This is a genomic window from Pseudomonas sp. MWU12-2345, assembly GCF_023242385.1.
GTDB lineage: Bacteria > Pseudomonadota > Gammaproteobacteria > Pseudomonadales > Pseudomonadaceae > Aquipseudomonas > Aquipseudomonas gingeri_D.
The window spans coordinates 212,152-232,111 of sequence record NZ_JALLJA010000008.1 but is presented as its reverse complement, the minus strand read 5'-3'; the positions used below and the strand labels follow the sequence as shown (position 1 = coordinate 232,111).

Annotated in this window: 8 protein-coding genes; 2 read left to right on the top strand and 6 right to left on the bottom strand. The window is 63.9% G+C overall.

The features are described 5' to 3' along the window. Window positions 1–9 precede the first annotated feature (9 nt). Genes M5C71_RS17910 through M5C71_RS17900 form a run of 3 tightly spaced genes read right to left on the bottom strand, consistent with a single transcriptional unit; the run spans window position 10 to window position 3,896 of the window. The gene (locus M5C71_RS17910; RefSeq protein WP_040064387.1) at window positions 10–210 is read right to left on the bottom strand and encodes a DUF1656 domain-containing protein; all 201 of its coding nucleotides are present in this window, start codon (window positions 208–210) and stop codon (window positions 10–12) included. Beyond that, window positions 200–2,374 carry an FUSC family protein gene (locus M5C71_RS17905; RefSeq protein WP_248768411.1) on the bottom strand — a complete coding sequence of 725 codons (2,175 nt, stop codon included), beginning with the start codon at window positions 2,372–2,374 and terminating at the stop codon, window positions 200–202. Before M5C71_RS17905 ends, M5C71_RS17910 begins: the two co-directional genes overlap by 11 nt. A gap of 10 nt (window positions 2,375–2,384) precedes the next feature. Next, window positions 2,385–3,896: an efflux transporter outer membrane subunit gene (locus tag M5C71_RS17900; RefSeq protein WP_103498500.1), complete on the bottom strand. Its 1,512-nt coding sequence runs from the start codon at window positions 3,894–3,896 to the stop codon at window positions 2,385–2,387. Between the two features lie 328 nt (window positions 3,897–4,224). Here M5C71_RS17900 and M5C71_RS17895 point away from each other — a divergent pair, with 328 nt between their 5' ends. Then, window positions 4,225–5,181, top strand: coding sequence for a LysR family transcriptional regulator (locus M5C71_RS17895; protein ID WP_152740008.1), 957 nt, complete (start codon window positions 4,225–4,227; stop codon window positions 5,179–5,181). 183 nt (window positions 5,182–5,364) lie between these two features. Further along, window positions 5,365–6,339 (top strand): D-glycerate dehydrogenase, encoded by a 975-nt coding sequence (locus tag M5C71_RS17890; protein WP_248768410.1) that lies wholly within the window; start codon window positions 5,365–5,367, stop codon window positions 6,337–6,339. A 17-nt stretch (window positions 6,340–6,356) separates the two neighbouring features. Here the strand turns inward: M5C71_RS17890 and M5C71_RS17885 are convergent, their stop codons facing one another. The 3 genes from M5C71_RS17885 to M5C71_RS17875 form a co-directional block, all read right to left on the bottom strand. Further along, window positions 6,357–12,692, bottom strand: coding sequence for a leucine-rich repeat domain-containing protein (locus tag M5C71_RS17885; RefSeq protein WP_248768409.1), 6,336 nt, complete (start codon window positions 12,690–12,692; stop codon window positions 6,357–6,359). 59 nt (window positions 12,693–12,751) lie between these two features. Further along, window positions 12,752–18,892 carry an NEL-type E3 ubiquitin ligase domain-containing protein gene (locus M5C71_RS17880; RefSeq protein WP_248768408.1) on the bottom strand — a complete coding sequence of 2,047 codons (6,141 nt, stop codon included), beginning with the start codon at window positions 18,890–18,892 and terminating at the stop codon, window positions 12,752–12,754. 84 nt (window positions 18,893–18,976) lie between these two features. Next, window positions 18,977–19,879 carry a DMT family transporter gene (locus tag M5C71_RS17875; RefSeq protein ID WP_248768407.1) on the bottom strand — a complete coding sequence of 301 codons (903 nt, stop codon included), beginning with the start codon at window positions 19,877–19,879 and terminating at the stop codon, window positions 18,977–18,979. Window positions 19,880–19,960: the final 81 nt, after the last annotated feature.

Genomic DNA, 19,960 nt, shown 5'->3' with positions numbered 1-19,960 from the left:
AGGTCGTTCTCAACGGTAGACAGTGAGCGCCAAGGCGCCGAACAAGCAGCAGAACAGGCTCAGGCGCAACAGCGCCGGATGCCAGAAAAAACGGTACAGGTCATGGCTGGCGATAAAGCGGTCCAGCGCCCAGCCCAACCCCGCCGCAATCAGGAACATCAGGGTCATGGTCGGCATATAGACGCCGTGGAAAGCTATTTCACGGGGCATGAGAGAGTCTCAGGTCGGCCAACGGGGATTGCGGGTCCAGCAACGAGGTGCGGATAAAGTGCAGGTAGCTCTGCACCCGGCGCAGCGCCGAGGTGTCGAAGTGCCGGGCAAAAGGTTCGTCGGTGGACTGGACCCGGCTGATAGCATGGTCCACCGCCACCAGGGCGCGCTCCAGGTTGCTCGCGTTGGGCTGGATAAACAGGCGCATCAGCGCCCGCCCCATGACCCGGATCGACTGGCGCCACGGCTGCGATTCGGCATAGGCCGGGTGCACCGGCAGGATCGCCTGTTCCTTGCGCAACTCGATAATGGCGTGGCCGACTTCCAGCACCACGAACATCCAGCGCAACAGTTGGCTCTGCACTTTCGGCTGCCGGACGGCCAGGCCATAGGCCTGGTGCAGCAGGTCGCGGGTGCCGCTTTCAAAGGTCGAGCCGAGGCCCTTGAGCTTGCCGCTGATGGCGAACACCACCTGTTCGCGCAGGTCCTGCTCCAGCCGCCGCCATAGCCAGCGGCTGTTGGGCGGCAGGATGATCGCCCCCGCCGCCGCGCACACCAGCATGCCAATGACCATGCCGATGTAGTCGTTGATAAAGGCATAGGGGTTGTAGATCGTCAGGTTGTCCGGCACCGAACCGATGCTGAAAAAGATCAGCAGACCCAGGCCGACGCCCGCGTACGCCGGACGCGAGGCCAGGAAGGCGCCGAGCACGATCACCGGCGCGAGCGTCAGGCACAACAGCGCGAAGCCGTCGATATAGGGGAAGACGAAGAACATCTCGACAAAACCGATCAACGCCCCAAGCAAGGTGCCGCACGCCATCTGGAACGCCATGCGCTTGGGGTTCGGCGTGGCCGCCGCCAGGCCGACCGTGGCCGCGGCGACCAGGGTCATGGTCGCCCCGCTCGGCCAGGCGGTTGCCACCCAGTAGCTGCCGAGCACGATCAGCACGAAGGCAGCGCGAATCCCCGAGGCCGAGGCCGCCAGCCAGTTGGTTTTCGGCACATAAGGCTCGTCCCACTGTTCGCGTTCGTGGTGGTGATCAGCCAGGGAGGCGTGGGTCAGGGCGTAGCTGTGCAGTTCCTCGACGAAGCGATAAAGCAGTTCGTAGGCGGTGTGGAAATCCAGCAGGTCGGCTTCGCTCGGTTCGCTTTGCAGGAAACTCGCCCGCAGGCTGCGTACCTGCTCCGGCAACCCCAGTTTGTAGTCGGCCAGGCGGCTCGCCAGGCGCTGGGCATCGGCGTCGGTCAGGGCGCGTCCGGCAAAATCGTCGAGCAGTTCGCCCAGTCCCGGAAAACCCGGTTCGATGGCTGCCAGCACCTGCGTCCGATCCCGGCTGCGCAGGCGTTCGAGCAACTGGTGCAGGGCGTTGAAGCGGGTGGTCAGGGTCATGAATTCGCTGTTCAGGCGATTGAGCCGACCATTGCGTCGACGCATATGCGGGTCTTCGAACACGGTGACGCTGCGCAGTCCTTCGAGGCCCACCGCCTGGGCGATAAAGCCGACGTTGGCGGCCTCGAACGCGGTCTGCGGATGACTGCCGCGCAAGCCGGCGCTGACAAATCCGGCAAACACGCCGAAGCGTTGATAGAGCGCGTTGCGCATGGCCGCACTGGAGGTCTGCGGCAGGATCGCGGCGCTGACGAAGGTCGAGCAGACAATCCCCAGGGAGATTTCCAGTACCCGCCATACCGCCGCCATAAAGGCCCCTTCCGGATGGGCCAGGGCCGGCAGGCCGACCATCGCGGCGGTGTAGCCGGCCAGGACAAAACCGTAGGCGCGGAAGTTGCGGTTGCGTTGCGCGCCGGCCGAGCAAAGCCCGACCCAGATCGCCAGCGCGCCGAGAAACAGTTCGGTGTACTGGGCGAACAGGGCGATCAACGCGACCATCACCGCCGACCCGGCCAGGGTGCCGAGGAAACGGTAAAAGCTCTTGGCAAACACATGGCCGCTCTGCGGCTGCATCACGATAAACACGGTGATCATCGCGGTCCGCGGCTGCGGCAGTTCCAGGCGCATCGCCAGCCACAGGGTGAGGAAGGCGGCGGCCAGGACCTTGAAGATATAGATCCAGGTCACGCCGTCGCTACGGGCCCAGTCAAAGAAGCCGCGACGCCATTCCAGGGAGTACAGCCAGCGCACCGGGGCGGGCAAGGGAGTCATGACGCGGTTCTCAGTGATCGAAGGCAGCCAGCACGGCCGGAGGTTTGTTCGCCACGGTGCGGTTCTCGGCCGGTACGTCGTTGCCCGCGCCCAATCCGCCACCCAGTTCGGTGACCAGTTCGGCATGGGCACTCAGGCGCGCCGCCTGGACCTGCTGTTCGACCTGCTGCTGGTGGAACAGCAGGGTCTGGGCGTTGAGCACATTGAGGTAGTCGGTCAGGCCGCGTTGGTAGGCGACCATCGCAATGTCGTAGGTTTTCTGCGCCGAGGCCACGGACTGGGCGGCGAACACTTGCTGCTTGTCCAGGGACTCGCGGCGGATCAACTGGTCGGAAATGCCCTTGAGGGCGTTGACCAGGGTCTGGTTGTATTTCGCCACGGCAAGGTCATAACCCGCCGCCGCTTCGCCCAGTTCGGCGCGCAGGCGGCCGCCGTCGAAGATCGGCAGGGACACCGCCGGGCCGACGCCATAGTTGAATTTCTTGCCGGTGAGAAACGCCAGCGGGCCGCCGCCGGTGGCCATGTAGCCGAGGTTGCCGACCAGGTCGATGTTGGGATAGAAGCCGGCGTGGGCGACATCGATGCCACGGGCCTGGGCCGCCACTTGCCAGCGACTGGCGACCACGTCCGGGCGCTGGCCGAGCAATTGCGCGGGCAGGGCCGAGGGCAGTTTCAACGCGGTGTGCAGGGACAGCGACGGGCGTTGCAACTGCGCACCCTCCCCTGGACCGACGCCAGCCAGGGCGGCCAGCTGGTTGCGGCTCAGGGCGATCTCTTCGTCCAGCGCATCGAGCTGGCGATGGGTTTCCGGCAGCGGTGTCTCGGCCTGGCTGACTTCGAAATGAGTACCGATGCCGCCGTTCAGGCGTTTTTGCGCCAGGTCGAGAATCTGCATCTGCTGCTTGAGGGTGGCTTCGACGATATCGCGCTCGGCGTAGTGCAATGACAGCTGGATATAGGCGTGGACGATGCTGTTCTGCAATTCGAGCCGGGCCTGGCGCGCTTCGGCAACGCTCATATGGGCGAGGTCCACGGCCCGTTCGCTGGCGTTGCTTTCGCGACCCCAAAGGTCCAGGGAATAGCTCAGGCCCAGCCCGGCATTGTTGTCCCAGGTGGTGGTGCTCGCCAACTCGCCGGGGCCGTAGAACTGATCGTTGGCCCAGTTATGCCGTTTGAGCGCGGCGTCGCCCTTGATCTGCAGCGACTCGGCGGACTCGGCCAACCCGGCCATGGCCCGGGCCTGGCGCACGCGGGCGGCGGCCATGGCCAGGCTCGGACTGCCCTGCACGGCGCGGTCGATCCACTGGTCGAGTTGGCGGTCGCCATAGGCTTTCCACCACTGCGCGGCCGGCCAGTGCGCGTCGCGCTCGGCGCCCTGGATCGCCTGGTCGGTCAGCAGGGTATTGGCGGCCAGGGCCTGACCCTGTGGAGCAATACCTCCGGTGCCGATGCAACCGCTGATAGCCAAGGATAAAGCCCAAACACTGAGAGTCTTCAGCTCTCTGCTGATGCGACGCGGCACTGCTGCAAATTCCTGGGGTGGGGAGAAAAGCGGTTTTCTGTGAGCACGGGATTGGTCACAACGCCGTCCTGTAGGAGCAGGGCTTGCCCGCGAAGGGGCACTTGAGGCCGCCAAAAGCTTCGCGGGCAAGCCCTGCTCCTACAGTTATGAGGTGTTCTTGAGATTGGAGGGTGCACACAGGTCGGGGCAATTCTAGAGGGTGGCCTGTCAGACGATAAGATGGCCTTTCTGTGAAGCTTTGTTACCGTTAGCGCGATAATCCCTTGGTCGTATGCCCATCACCCTGTTACTTCGTGTCACAATTTACCGTCACCCCAGAGAGCCTTCCATGGACACTTTGCAAAATATGCGCGCCTTCAGTTGCGTGGCCGAGGCCGGCAGTTTTACCGCCGCCGCCGTGCAACTGGACACCACGACGGCCAACGTCTCGCGCGCGGTCTCGGCTCTTGAGGCCCACCTGCAAACCCGCCTGCTCAACCGTACCACCCGGCGTATCGCCCTGACCGAGGCCGGCAAGCGTTATCTGCTGCGTTGCGCGCAGATCCTGGCCTATGTCGAGGAAGCCGAGGCCGAGGCCAGCGACGCCCATGCGCGCCCGGCCGGGCAGTTGAAAGTGCACTCGATGACCGGGGTCGGCCAGCATTTCGTGATCGATGCGATTGCCCGTTATCGCAAGACCCATCCGGACGTGACCTTCGACCTGACCCTGGCCAACCGCGTGCCGGACCTGCTCGACGAGGGGTATGACGTGTCCATCGTGCTGGCCAGCGAATTGCCGGATTCGGGGTTTGTCTCCCAGCGCCTGGGGATCACCTACAGCATCGTCTGTGCCTCACCGGCCTATGTGAAAGCCAATGGCTGCGCGCAACGGCCCAGCGACCTGCTCAACCATGCCTGTCTGCGCCTGGTGAGTCCGGTGATCGCCCTGGACCGCTGGGCCTTCGATGGTCCGGATGGTCAGGAAGTGGTGAACATTGCGACCTCGCCGTTTCTGGTCAACTCCGCCGATGCGATGAAGGCGGCGATCACCAGCGGCATGGGGGTTGGGGTGTTGCCGGTGTATGCCGCGATCGAGGGGCTGCGCAATGGAAGTCTGGTGCGGATGATGCCCAGCTATCGGTCCCAGGAGCTGAATGTGTATGCGATCTATCCGTCGCGCCAGTACCTGGATGCCAAGATCAAGACCTGGGTCGAGCACTTGCGCAGTACATTGCCGGAAATCCTCGCGGGCCATCAGGCCGAGTTGGCGGCGTATGAGTTGAAAAACGTGCGTATCGCCAACTGAATGTTGTTGTAGGAGCGAGCTTGCTCGCGATGGGCGTCAACGATAACGCGGGGCATCTGATACCCCGCGGTGTCTGGACCACCATCGCGAGCAAGCTCGCTCCTACAAAGTCAGAATCCACCGCACAAATCCGACGAAAAATGATAGCGTGCTTGGCATTCCCGCCGTTCGATGAGCCCTGCGATGAAAAAGACCGTACTCGCCTTCAGCCGCGTCACCCCCGCCATGGTCGAGCACCTGCGCCAAGACTTCGAAGTGATTGTCCCGGATCCCAAGCTCGGTGATCTCAACGCTCAGTTCGACGAAGCCCTGCCCCATGCCCACGGCCTGATCGGCGTCGGCCGCAAGCTCGGGCGCGCCCAGTTGGAAAACGCCGCCAAGCTCGAAGTGGTCTCCAGCGTCTCGGTCGGCTACGACAACTATGACCTGGCCTACTTCAACGAACGCGGGATCATGCTCACCAACACCCCCGACGTGCTCACCGAAAGCACCGCCGACCTGGGCTTCGCCCTGCTGATGAGCAGCGCCCGCCGGGTCGCCGAGCTGGACGCCTGGACCAAGGCCGGGCAATGGCAAGCCAGTGTCGGCCCGGCCCTGTTCGGCGGTGATGTGCACGGCAAGACCCTGGGCATCGTCGGCATGGGCAATATCGGCGCCGCCGTGGCCCGCCGTGGTCACCTCGGTTTCAATATGCCGATCCTCTACAGCGGCAACAGCCGCAAGCCGGAACTCGAACAGCAACTCGGCGCCCAGTTCCGCAGCCTCGACGCGCTGCTGGCCGAGTCCGACTTCGTGGTGCTGGTGGTGCCCCTGAGCGACAAGACCCGTCACCTGATCAGCCATCGCGAACTGGGCCTGATGAAGTCGGACGCGATTCTGGTGAACATCTCCCGGGGCCCGGTGGTGGACGAGCCGGCACTGATCCAGGCACTGCAAAACGGCACCCTTCGCGGTGCCGGCCTGGACGTCTACGAGAAGGAACCCCTGGCCGAGTCGCCGTTGTTCCAACTGAAGAACGCCGTGACCCTGCCGCATATCGGCTCCGCCACCCACGAAACCCGCGAGGCCATGGCCAACCGGGCGCTGGCCAACCTGCGCAGCGCCTTGCTGGGCGAGCGCCCGCGCGACCTGGTCAATCCCCAGGTATGGAAAGGCTGAGCAGGCACCCGGCCCGGCTAATCCTGCCGGGCCTCGATGTCTACCCGGAAAAGCCTGGGCAGTGCCCGGCGCGTGAGGGTCTTCAGCCAATCGTCACGCCGCCTCAGGTACTCACGCTGCAAGGCTTCGCCACGGTTCTTGTAGTCCTGCGTTGTCTCGCCCTCTAAAGGTTCATAGTCGAAAAATTCGCCAAATAGCTGGTCGTGCTCGCTGATATGGCTGTTCTTCAGAAACGTCTGCCAATGGCGGTTGCCCATCAAGATATTGTCCAGCCCTTGCGTCGTTTCGACGTGCAGGACAAGCCCGTGCATGGACTCGGCCGCCCCTGGCTCAAGCACCGTCGGCGGTATGTCGTCAAGAAACAGCGGAGGCAGGTGAAGCTCGCCGAGCTGGCAGACGTAGGCCCGAAAGCGCCCCTCCGGATTCTGGACGTTCTGTCTGTGCACCTCATTGTGCAAGGTGAAAAAGCGGAACTCTCCCCGGGCCAGCACAAAGGTCATCAGCTCCGTCTCACTCGCCTCGGTCTGGCGACGGGCGAACGCATAAAACGCCTCCAGCTCCAGTTGCCGGAAAATCTCAAAGGCCGACGAGTCCCCCAGCCGACCGTAGTGGACGATATCGAATAGCCGGTTACGCAACTCCCGATCCTGTGCCCCCAAAGAGAAGAGGTACTCCATATGCCTGACCAGGTCGTCGCGAATCGCATCCTTGCTCTCCAGATACAACTCGGGAAGCTTGGCCAACTCGCTGAAAAACCCCAGGAACTCATCCCCCGAGGCGTCGGACAAGCTCCGCCAGGCCTGCGTAAGCGCCTCGTCGAGGCCCGCCGAATGCCCCCCCAGCCACAGATCGAGCCCCCCCAGTTCAGGCACATCAAAACCGAAACGGCTAGTGGGATGACTCAGTTTGAAATATTGAAGGCGGCACCGCGTATTGCCTGAAAGCGGGTTGTTGGTCAGCGCCACCGCTACCGGTTCAGCATCCTCTGCCCTGGCGGCCGCGAACCCGGTGAGGACCCGTCCCGAAATATCCCGAATGCGGTTATCGCTCAAGTCGGCAAAGACCAGTTGGCGCAGTTGCTCGATTCCCTCAGGCAAGGTTTCTATCCGGGTATTGTGCAGATCCAGCTTTCTCAACAAATGCAGCTCGTCGAGATCGGGTGGATGCCCCAGCGGATTATCACTCAGGTCCAGATGAACCAGTTCGCTCATGCCAGCCAGGCGCCGATGACCGCCCCGGGGAAAGACAATGCGGTTATGCGCCAGCTTGAGCCGGCGCAGCTCGCGCATCGAGCCTTCCAATGCAGGAAAATCGGACAGACGATTGTAGGATAAATCCAGCTCTTGCAACGACACGAACTGGCGCAGGAACTGTTCGAGAAACACTGGCGCCTCGATCTGCATACTGCGCATCGACAAGCGCGTGACGTGGGAAAAGTCGGCCACTCGGGGAAATAACGGAAAGCGACTGACCTCCAGACGGTCCAGGCTCAGCAAGTAACCGGCTTCCCCACTGTTTTGTGCGGGGGCGCGCAAGGTTTCCCGGCGCCAACACTGCTTGATGCGTTTGGCAAACTGATACAAATGCGCCCGTGATTCAGCGTTATACCTCGTCTGGCGCCAGCGCTTGAGATCGCCTCGGAGTGCGTCCAGCTCCCGAACCCGTTGACGGATCACCCCGTCACGACTGGCGAAATCCTCGCCCAGCAGCGCCAACTGCCGAGACGCTTCGGCATAGGAATAGCCCGAATACAGGCCTCTGAAACGCTTCAATTGCCGATTGTGCCGCCCTTCACCACCACTCAGTTCATAGCCGACCCGGCCGTCGGCCAGACGCCGGGGCGGCACGAAACCGGGGATCTCGGGGCGCATGCCCAACAAGCGCTTCGCCCGCCCACGGTCAGCGACCGCCGCACCGGCCAGGTCTCGCCGCAACTGGCTGGCAAACCCGCTGGGGACCAGCGCCCTGCGCGCGGGCTCCGGCAACGCGGCCACTATCGAGGGAATCAGGTTGCGACTCACCGGATGCAGGCCACGACCCTGACCGGCGGCAGGCGCGTAGCCTTCGGCGGACTTGACGATCACTGCCCGCTGGGACGCATCGGCACTGCCCAGGCTGTCGAGCAGCGTCCCCGAGGCCGAGGTCTCGCGGATCTCGATACGCAGGTCGGCCGGCCATCCCGGCAGATGTTCGAGCAGATGCAAGGCCAGCCGGTCGTTGTCGCCATTGATCAGGCTGTCGACCTGAAACCCTTCCAGCGCCCGAGCGAGCCGGACATCCTGAATCCACCAGCGCGCCTCTTGCCCCAGCGCCAGAGGCAGCTTGCCGGTTTCCATCTCTCGGATCTGCGGGTCATCGGCCTGCTCGACGATCTCCCGGGCCAGCGGCTCCGGCAGGCTGGGGAAAAGCCGACGAATCAGCGCGGTCGACGGATCGCTGTCAGGCGCCCGGGCCCGCTCAAGCGCATTGCCCAGCAGGCTCTTGAGTGCCCGGGTGTCCTCGCGGTTTTTTTCACCCAGCGCCTGCACACGGCTCGCTTCATCCCGCTCGCTGTCACCGAAGAGTGCGAGGCGTTCCTGATCGTTCAACTGTTCGAGCGCCCGGCTCAGCACCTTGTCGAGCTGGCCGGTGCTACCCAGCAGATCGAGGCTGTCGCCGACCCGCACATGACTGTCCACCCGCTGCAACGTATCCATCAGCAGGCCCGGTGCCCGCGAACGGGTCACATGCACCTTGCGCAACTGGTTCTCGCTGACATCACAGATCGCCATCAGTTGTCGCGCCAGCTCATCGGATTGCGCCGCCGCCCGCTCACCCAGCCGCCGAAACAGCTTCAGCCCTTCCCATTCCAGCGGCTGCTCCTGCTCATGCCACCAGGCACCGGCGCCGTTGTGCTCCAGCTCAAGCCGGTAAGCTCCGGGCAAGCGCGGATGCTCGATGCCCCAGTCGTCGAAAACCGGATGCCGGTCGACCTCGAACAACCCGTCATCCAGGGGCAGCCAGGTCTTGTCCTGCCAGCGATACAGCCCCAGCGAATCGGGTTCCAGCCCGGCAGGCAGGTCGACGGGTTGCCGGTAGGCCTGCGCCGAATCGTTCCAGGGCCGTATATCACCGTCCTCGGTGCGCCGGTCCGTCAGGGCGTCCCCCGCGTCGCGGCGCAATCGCCCGGCATTGTCCGCTGTCGCATCGTTGATCCCCAGGCGGATCTGATCATCACGGTTCAACGCGCGGTTGAACGCCTTGTAGAAGTTGTCATCGCCCGCCGGGACCGGGCGCTCATCCTGGCTGAGCGTATCGAATACCGCATAACGTCCCTGCCCGTGATGGCGCAGCAGCACCTGCTTGCCCGCCGGGTCGGCGGCCACCGGCGCCACGGGTTGCCCAGGCCGGACCTCGGTAATCTCCAGGGTCATCCCGAGTTTTTGCCCGAGCAGCGCCGCCATGCCTTCACGGGCCCAGGCATCCGTCGACGCATTCCAGGCCCGGCGGTGATAGATGCCATCGAGCGCCCGCTCCAGGCTCAGGCTTCTGGCTGCTTGCGCGAGCCCATGGCGAGGGCCTTCGGGCAACAGGCCCGAGGTCATGAACCCGGCCCGTTCGGCGCTCGACAATGGCTGGCTGCGCCACCACTCGGCAACCCGCGCGGGGGACAGGTCCGGATGCAGGGTCAGGGTCTGTTCGAGCAAGGCCGGTCGCGGCGTGCTTGCCACCGGAAGAAACCTGCGCAGACCCGGCGCCAATTCCGACCGCTCGGACTTCAGCCGCCCCGGATAACGGCTCAGGGCTTCGAACAAGTGGACTCTTTCACGAATGACAAGATCAACCACCCGCCGCCGGAGGATAACGGCCCTGCTCGAAAACGCCTGGTTGGGCGCAACGGGCCGGCTTATCGCCGCATCGCTCGGCAACAACCCAAGAATCAACCCCACCGGCCCCAGATCGTGATCGGCGATGGCCTCCGGCGCAGCGTGATCCACATACCCGCCATCCGCCAGACGGCGTATCGAAACATGCAGATCATGTTCAGCCAGGGTGTCTTTTTTCCCGTAGGCCTCCAGCAGCGCGCCTTCCTGGTCATGAATACTCAGGGCCAGCTCGTCCGGCCACTCCGGCAATTGCGTCAACGCCGAGAACAGCGCCCGATCCGCCTCCTCGGGCAACGGCAGCCGCGACACCAATGGCGCGCTCAAGGCCTGCAGGGCGCGGTCGGTGTTATGCCGCTTGATGGTGTCGACCAGCGCGGCCGGCGCCGGCTCGCCCGCCCAGACCCGCTGCAGGGTGTGCGAGCTGCTCCCGCTGATCCGGCTCAAGCGGGTCAGCTCCTGGCCGGTCAAGGGCCCGCCGGGCAGCAGTCGCTCGCCCAGTTGGCTCAGGGTCGGCGGCTCGGGGTTGTCCAGTGCCAGTTGCCAACGCTGCAGGTCCTGGTCGAAGTTCACCGCCGGGCGGAATACGTTGGGGTCCGGATGCATCAGGGTGTATTGCCCGGAGACGGGATCGTGGGCCAGCTCGAATGCCCGCCGTTCGCCCTCCACCAGAAATTCGCCGTATGGCTTGCCTTCCCGTTCGATCACCCCGGAGGCCCGCACCGCTTCGCCATGCAGCAGACCGATTTTCACGCTGACATAACGGTCCAGCCGGGAAGCCCAGAGGGTATGCTTGCCCGCCACCTGGACCCGGTGCACGGCACCCAGGCAACGCTGCAGTTCGCGGTGACGGCGCATCGACCACTTCACCGCGTTGCGATGAAGGCCCGCGCTGATCAACAGATTGCCGATATCGATGACCGACTGGGCCAGTTGCTCCGGGCGCCCTTTCGCCGCTTCCGTCAGGCCCTGGATAAAGTTGTAGCCCAGGCTCCCGAACAGGGCGATCTGCACCACCCGCCCCATGCCGCGCAGCCCGCCCGGCACCGGCAACAGCAACAGGCCGAGCACTTCATCGAGGACCGCACTGGCACCTTCGATAAATGCGCGCCAATCCTGAACCGAGCGTTCGACCGCCAGTTCGTTGAGGTTCTGCTGGTCACGTTGTCGGTAGTAGTCTCTCAATGCCTGCGCGGGCGTGGTCGTCAGCTCCAGGTACTTCCACTGGAGTGTTTCGAGCAGCGGCGCCGGAAAAGCCCAATGGAAGGCATCGTAGAGCCCGCCGGTCACGGCGTTCAGCCCTTCCGGGCGTGGATGCTCGGTGACGATATCGCGCACCACGGCCTGCTGCTTGATACTCAACGGCGCCAGGAACCAGTTGAGGCGCTTTTGCCCATTGTCGTCCTTGAGCTGCTGCTTGAACTCGGTCTCGAACGTTGACCTGTCGCAGTGATAACGCAACGCCCCGCCCAGGCGGTTCGGGTAGTAACTGAAAACACCGTCGAACCGCTCGATTTCGAAGGTGAACAACGGCAGTTCGAGAAAACTGGAGATCACGTCGCTCTCGCCAAAAAGCGCCTTGCCCAGTTGATAGGAGAGGTTGACCTTTTTCAGAATGGCCACGACTTCGTTGTCCGGGAGCCGGATCGATACGGCATTCACCGTCACGCTGTCCGGCGCGCTCCATAAAGCATGGCGCAGGACAGTGAAGGGCGCGTTGGTGACCCCGGTGGCGGCGCCATTGCGATAGGCCTCGTAGGGATGGAACAGGATCTCGGCCCAGGCCATCTGCTCCAGGTGCTGGCCCAGCACGCCCCCCTCGCCCAGCGCCTTGTCCACGCGCGCCTTGAGATCGCGTCCGAAATCCAGCTCGCGGGCGATGCTCACGAAGTCGTGGATCGGCATCATGCTGACCTGGTTGATTTCATGGGGCGGGAAGCCCCATCGATAGCCGGGGCCGGGCCGCTCGTTGATCCAGCTGGCACGCACCTGGTTGGAGCTGAACAGATCGCCGAAACCGAAGTTGAGGCAGGCCGCCTGCCAGAGCGACAAACTGTAGACATGGGCCAACGGTGCGTTGGAATCGTAGGCCCGCTTGTTGCGTTGGCCGGGTACCCAACCGCTCTCCTTGAATTCCATGTGCAGGGTGTGGATATAGATCTTGCGGGGGTCCAGGTCGCGCCCGGTGCTTTCGCGCAAGGCTTCACGCAAACGCTTGAGCCCGTCCTGCTCGAAGGCGCTGCCGAGCTTGCGATTCTCGGCTTCGACAGCCTCGGTCATTTTGCCGAGGTAGCGAAACGCGCTGGTATAGGTCAGCCGCTCGACCTCGTTCAGGGGCCCCATCGCTGCGGCGGAAACGGACAACAGATGATTGCCGATATCCGCGAATCGCCAACTCTTGCGTGAGTGCACAAAGCCTTGTTGCTCTTCAATGAGCGATTGGGTCTCAAGCTCGACAGCTGGGTCGGGAAGGGGGTGGGAAGCGTCCATGGTTGCTCTTTTCATTGCTGGAAAAGCCCAGCCTAGCCCTCCCTCCCCGGGCAACGGTTCTAACTAAATACGACAGGGGTCGTGTCACTCAGGGCACTGATCGTCAGCGTGTCGATCCGCGCGTTACGCTCCGGCTCGGGCAACGATTGGAAATCCTCCCGGTAGGCCCGCTCCAGAAACCTGCGCCAGGCAATATCCGACTTCAGGTAACGATGCAGGCCCACCGGCTCCGCCGCCGTTTCCATCCGCCGGACATGCTGGACCATGACCTCGAGCTGAGCATCGCTCAACATCACCTGCTCCTTATAGAAACGTCCGTTGAACAGGTCGGGCAATTCCAGTCGCTCGGCCAACAGCTCCCAATAAGCCCGGTAAACACCCAGATCGGCGACCTTGTTCCAAAGCACCTGCAAGCGGAACTTGCCTTTGAGCAAGCGCAGCAGCCGGGCCTGGGCCGTGGCCTTGTCGACCTCGTTCAAGGCCTGGCGGCAGAGCACCGCGAACTCCAGTTCGTTGAACACCCGCAACCTGCCCGTCCCCTCGGCCGTCAACACCAGTTGCCGGATAAACAGCTGTTCGCAAAAATCCGCGCTTTCGGCTATCGCCTCGAGCACCCGCCAGACACGTTGCGTCAGATCTCTGCGCACAGCGGAAAACTGCGGATCATAGAAGGTCGCCAAGGCGCTCAATTGCTCCAGGAAGTCGAAGAATGCATCGGCGTCCGGATCATCCCTGAGCCGTTGCCAGATCCAGTTCTGCTCATCGCTACGCTCCACGGCCGAGCCCCAGGCTTCGATACCGACAGGCCCTGAAAGCTCGGCGATGGACAGCCCGAAGGTAATGCCCTCGCCCTTTTGTTTGCGAGCATCGACCGATAGTTTGGCCAGCGCGTCCTGCTCCAGCGGATTACCCTCCAGATGCACGCCACGCTTGAGCAGCCGCGGAGCCGAGAGCAGGGTATCGGGTACCTGGCGGATCCGGTTATGGGCCAGGTTCATGTAGGCCAGGCTCTTGAGAAAGACCGTACCCGAGGGCCATGAATCCATGCCGGTCCGGCTCAGGTTCAGTGACTGCAAGTCGGACAGGGCACCGAAATCGGGGAGCAGCTTCAGTGGATTCCCGCGCAAGTTCAGTATTTTCAAGCTTTTCAGCCCGACCAGTTGCAAGGCCGCAGGCTCGGTCAGGACAATCTGGTTTTCCTCCAGGTCGAGTTCTTCCAGCGCCTTCATCTGGCCAATCTCAGGGGGCAGACGCTTGAGGCCGGCGCCATACAGGCGCAGGTGCTTCAAGGCAGGAAACGCGCTCAGGAACGCATTCACATAGCTGATCTCAAGGTTCATGTCGCGCACCAGCAGTTGGGTAACGTGCCTGAACGACACACTGAGCCTGGGCATCTGCTCGACCGCAAAGCCTTCGAGCAGCAACAGGCCGCCCAGCAGATTGCGGCTTTCCCAGCGCCAGCAACGCCTGATCCGCGACGCCATGGCCATGCGCATCCTGAAGTTCACGTCCCATGCCATTCCGTCCGCGCCGCGTGGGGCATCGACCCAGGTCACCAGCTCGTTTTTCAACGTGATGTAGTCGCGCTCCAACGCCTCGACCGCCCGCCGTTGCTCCGCGCTGGTGCTACCTGCCGCGCGCAGCAGGTCGAACAACTCCTGATTGGTGGCACCGCGATAGAGTTTTTTCAACCGGCCAAACAGCTCCACCCCCGGCAGGTTCCTGCCGCGCCCGCTCATCGCGATGCCAATCTGACCGCTGCGCTGGCGCACCAGACGGCGCGGCAGTGAGGCCCAGGGAGGAGCGGGACGCAAGCCGAGCCGTTGGCGCAGTTCGGCGCGCTGGCGAATCGCCTGCTGGCTGATCAGGTTTTTCAACAGCGCCTCCGGTCCTTGCGCGCCTCCCCAGGGCAAGCGGGCGGGCAGATCCTGGACCACGCGGGACAAGGCCAGCAGCAGGTCGCTTTGCGCCGTGCCCTGTCGGGAAACCTGCTCGCCCTCGACGATAAACGACTCATAACCGTCGGGCCGCTTGACCACAACGCGTCGCTTGTCGATATCGACGCTGCCGCTGCTGTCCAGCAGCGGACCGTCGACGCCCGTCTCGCGGATTTCGATCCGCGCCTGCTCCGGCCAACCCGGCAGGGCCTTGAGTACCACCAACAAGACCTGATCGCTATGGGCATTGCTCAACCCGTCCGGGCTCAACCCCATGAGGGCCCGGCCCAGGAGAGCTTCCTCGCACCACCAGTGGGCCTCTTCGGCCAACGCCAGCGGTATGCGTCGCGAGTCGGTGATCAGCTGACGTTGCCATGATTCGCTGTGCTCCAGTATCTCCTCGGCCACCCCGCCAGGCAGGTCGGCAAAAACCTGTTCCAGCAGTCTCGGCAAAGGCTTCGCCGCTTGGCCGCGCTGGCCGGACAGACCGTCGGCCAGCGCCTGCCTGACCCGTCGTGGATCACTCGCCAGGCGACGCAGCAGGTAGCCGACCAACTGGTTTCCCGACAAGCCCGGATCGAGGGCCAGCCACAGATCGTCCGCGGAGCTGAGACCATTGAGCGCCGTTTTGAACAACGCCGGCAGTTCCGCCGAGCGCCAGGTCAGCGAGGCGATATTCCGCTCGATATCCAGGTAATCCCTGAAGCGCTGCATGACCGACAGCAGGAAGGCCGGAGGTCGTTGATTGCAGAAAATCGTCTGCCGCAACTGGCTGTCGGATGCATCGCTCACCGCCAGTATCTGTCGGGCAACCGTCTCGGAAAACGACGCCGCCTGCCCGCCCAGGCGCCGAAAGGCGGTCAGGCCATCCCACCCCAGCGGGTCTTCGAACTCGTGCCACCAGGCACTGGCGCCGTTATGTTCCAGGCGCGGTGTATAGGCCCCCGGCAGAGCGGCGGGGTTGATTCGCCAATCCTCGGGCAACCCCGTGTTTTCAATGCGATAAAGGCCGCCCTCAAGCGACAGGTAGGTGTTGTCGCCCTGGCGATAGAGACCCGCGGCGTCGGGGATCAGGGTCGACGGCAGGGCGACCGCCTCCCGGCAATGCTCGATCGGCAGCAAGATACGCCCGTCAGCCGCCCGCCGGCGCTCCAGGACTCTGGCGAGCAGCGTGCGCAATGCCTTCACGTCGGTCGCCGAGGGCACGCCCAACTGGCTCAGCTCATGGGGTTTGAACAGCGCCGCCAGGGCGAGGTAGAAGCTGTCGTGAGTCGGGCTCGTGCTGACCCGTGGGCACAGGGCCGTTCCCAATTGTTCGCGGACCAGCAACTCACCGGCCAGTTGCAACCACTGATCGGTGTCGCGGTTAAATGAGCGGGCCTGATGGATCCCGTCCAGCGCCCGGCCCAGGCGGGTCATGGCTTGCGCATCGGCCAACGCCCGGGCATGGGCGCCGGACAATTCGCCGTGCTCCAGCAGCCGTTGGCGCTGAAGCGGCTCCAAGGGCATACGCCGTAGATATTCGGCGATGCGCGCCAGCGACAGCGCGGGGTACAAGGCCCGGAGCTTGAACACCAGCGACGGCAGGGACGGCGCGACCAGCGACAGGTAATGGCGGGCGGGTGCCAGCGAGGCGGAGCGGTCCATGCCGTCGTGGGCGCCAAGCATCTCGAACAACGCCTGGCGTTCAAGCCGGGCCAGGGCGTTGACCTGCTGGCGTATCGCCTTGTTCCACTGGCGACGGACAAAGGGCTGGAAGTCGCCCTTGAGCGGGCAACCCTCGGGCAACAGGCCGAGGATCAGTGCCTGTACCCCCTCTTCATGGGCGAGACCGTCGGGAAGCAGCAGTGGATCGGCCGGCTGCTCGACATACCCGCCCTCTTCCAGGCGCCGAATCGCCACCCGGTGCTCGAAGTCGGTTGGCCGCTCCTGGCGGCCATGGACCGCCAGCAACTCGCCCTCGGGCCCATGGATAAACAACCCGGTGGTTTCGGGCCAATCGGACAAGCGTGGCAGCAGGCAGAACAGCACACGCTCGGCATCCGCCGGCAAGCTCAGCCGCGCATCACGGCTGCCGATCAACGCATCGAGGCCCGCGTCGATCTGTCGGCGGCGCTCGGCCTCGACCAGCGATGCCGGGGGCAACCCGCCCGCCCAGACCTCTTCCAGCGCCTCACGGCGAACACCGCTGATGGTCAACAGCGTCTCGGCCTGTTCGGCATTCCCCTGGACCATCATCCGTTCCAGCCAACGGGCATCGCTCAGGGTATGGCTGTCATCCAGGTCCGGCTTCCAGCATCGTTCTTGCCGGTCATAGCGCATGGCCGGACGAAATCCCGACGGTTCGGGCGCGACCGCCACATAACGCTTGAGCACCGCATCGTATTCCAGCCTGACCTGAATCGATCCGCCGGGCTCGCGCACCTCGCCGAACAGTACCCCGCCTTCCTCGAAAAGCCCGCGCTCATCGGCAACAAAGCGTTCCCGCAGCCCTCGCACGGAAACCCCATAGCCGCTCAGGTCGACCTTCCACAGCCGGGGCGGTCCCTGGGCCGCCGTCACCTTGCGCCAACGTCCGACCTCCAGGGACAAAGCCTGCAGCCGCCGCTCCAGGACCTGTCCGGCATAACCGAGCGCCGCCCCGGTCAGGATCGCCATGCCGACGCTGGCCAGCGCTTGCCCCAGCGCCTTGGGACGCCCCTGGAAAGTCGCCAGGATGCCATCGGCCAATTCCACGCCCAACTGGGCGAACATGGTCACCGCGAGTATCCGCCCCAGGATCCCGAAACCGCCCGGCACCGGCAGCATCAGGACATTGAGCAGCAGGTGCATGACTTCAAGGAAGCCCTCCTTGACGGCTTGCAGATCGTGTTCGGTCTTGGAGACCGCGATCGCTTCGGTATTCAAGCGAAAACGCCAGGCATAGAACTCGGCCAAGGCCTGGCCGGGGCTGAAATCGGCAAGCGTATCGCCATACACGAAAGCCAGGTCCTCAACCCCGCCCCCCGACCAGATCCACTTGTAGAGGTCCTCGAAGGTCGACATCCAGGTGAGGCGCCTGGGCTTGGGGTGATCCTTGAGCCATTGCCAGAACTGATGCTGCTGCTTGAACGCCAGCGACGAGATCAACCAGCCCAATTGCCCGCTGCTGCTGTCTTTTTCCAGTTGCGCCTTGAAGTCCTGTTCGAACGCCGCTCTTGAATCGTGGTAACGCAAGGCTCCCCCGGGGCGGTCGACGCAATAGCTGTAAAGACCCGGCTGACCCGAGACCTCGAAGATTTGCAGGGGCAGGTAGATCAGTTCCAGGGGCTCGTGCTCGACCTCGAACAGATGCAGCAACGCGCTTTCGACGGACTCCAGCACCCGATCCAGACGCGCCTGCAGGCCGCCGGTCAGGCGCAGCGCGACATAGGCGCCCTTGAGTCGGGGACGCGCCGTCGCCAGTTCGTCCCGCAAGGCGACGAAGGCGCCGTAGCTCAGACCGGTGAGAGTCGGCTGGCGGGCCGCGTCGTACAGCGCAAAGTGAATCTGCGCATGAGCAAACGCCAGTATCGACTGATACAACCGCCCTTCCACGGCCATGGCTCGCGCCACATGGGGCTTGAGCACGGCGCCCAGATTGAGCTCGCGGACGATCCGGACAAACACCTCCGTCGCCAGCAGCCAGCGTCGATCGGAGATATCGACTTTTTTGTCGAAGGAAATCCAGCGCCGCTTGAGGTTGGCGTAGCTGGAATCGGAGAAGGCGAAATTCAGGCAGGCGGCCTGCCACAAGGTCATGGTCGAGACCGTGACCGTGCCGATGCGCCGCTCGAACGACTCCACCTGCACCGGCGGGCCTTCAGCCACGGGCTGCCGGACAGCCGCCGCCGAATCGATCACGGTGTGCAGATAGGTGGTCTGCGGGTCGAGGTCCAGGCCCGAGGCTTCCCGCAGGCGTTCGCGCAGCTTGGCCAGACCGGCCTTTTCGAAGGTGTCGACAACCTTGTGGCTCTCCTCGTCGAGGGTCGCCCGGGCCTCCATCAACCGGCGATAGCTGCCCAGCCAGGTGCGCTGTTCGGCTTCATGCAGCGGCCCCATGGCCGCCTTGAACGAAATCGCCAGTTGCTCGACGACCTGCTGTCGTGCCCAGCTTTCCTCGCTGTGCAGCAGGTCGACGTCGCGCTGCATGAACCCCGCCAACAAGGGATCGTCGACCTCGGCGGGAGGCGGAGGCTCATCCCCCGGGTCGACAGCGGTGCCTGGTTCAACTGATCGGTTCATGGCCTGTCCTTCCTGATACGCCGTGGAAAGCGTCAGGTTATCGGGCCATGGAGCGGCGGCTGATCTACATAAATCTGCTGTCCGTCAGGCCATCCTGGCCGACGTCGAGCGCAGCGCGGCCCTTGGCTTGCGGAACACCAGCACGTTGCCCGCCATCACCGCCACCAGTCCGAGCAGAGCCGGCGCGCTCCAGTGATAACCCTCGGCATAGGCCGAGACATTCAGCGCCACCAGCGGAAACAGCACCGTGCAGTAGGCCGCGCGCTCCGGCCCCATGCGCCCGACCAGGGTCAGGTAGGCGGTGAAGCCGATCACCGAGCCCGGAATCACCAGGTACAGCAAGGAGCCGATATAGCGGATGTTCCATTCCATCGCGAACGGGATGCCCTGGACCAGGCAGTAGACCGCCAGTATCGTCGCGCCGTAGAGCATGCCCCAGGCGTTGGTGGTCAGCGGCTTGAGCCCGGCCTTCTGCTGCAGGCTGGACAACAGGTTGCCGGCCGAGAAAAACAGCGTGCCGAGCAAGGCCAACCCCAGGCCCAGCAGGGTGTGCGGGCCGGCGGTGTGCCCGGAGAGTTCCGGCCAGAACAGCAAACCGAGTCCGAGCAGGCCAAGGGCGCCGCCCATCAGCACATTGCGGGCAATCTTCTGCTTGAAGAACACCCGGGCGTTGAGGGCGTTCCACAAGGTCGCGGTGGAAAACACCACCGCCACCAGGCCGCTGGGCACCCACTGGCTGGCGGTGAGGAAACACATGAAATTCAGGCAGAACAGGCACAGGCCCTGGGCCAGGCAGATCAGGTGACCGCGGCGGTTCATCGGTTGCAGGCGGCGACTGAGCAGCAGCAGGACGAACAGCACCAGCGCCGCCAGGCCGAAGCGATAGACGATGGAAACCGGAATCGCCACCACCCCCAGTTGCAGTTTCAGGGCGATCCAGGTGGTGCCCCAGATCAATACGGTGAGCAGGTAGAGAAACAGGTTCATGCGGCAGACTCCAGAAGACAGGCTTCAGTGTCTGCGGACAAGCCGCTCCCGCGCTTGCAAAAACTTGCGCTTTTATCGGCC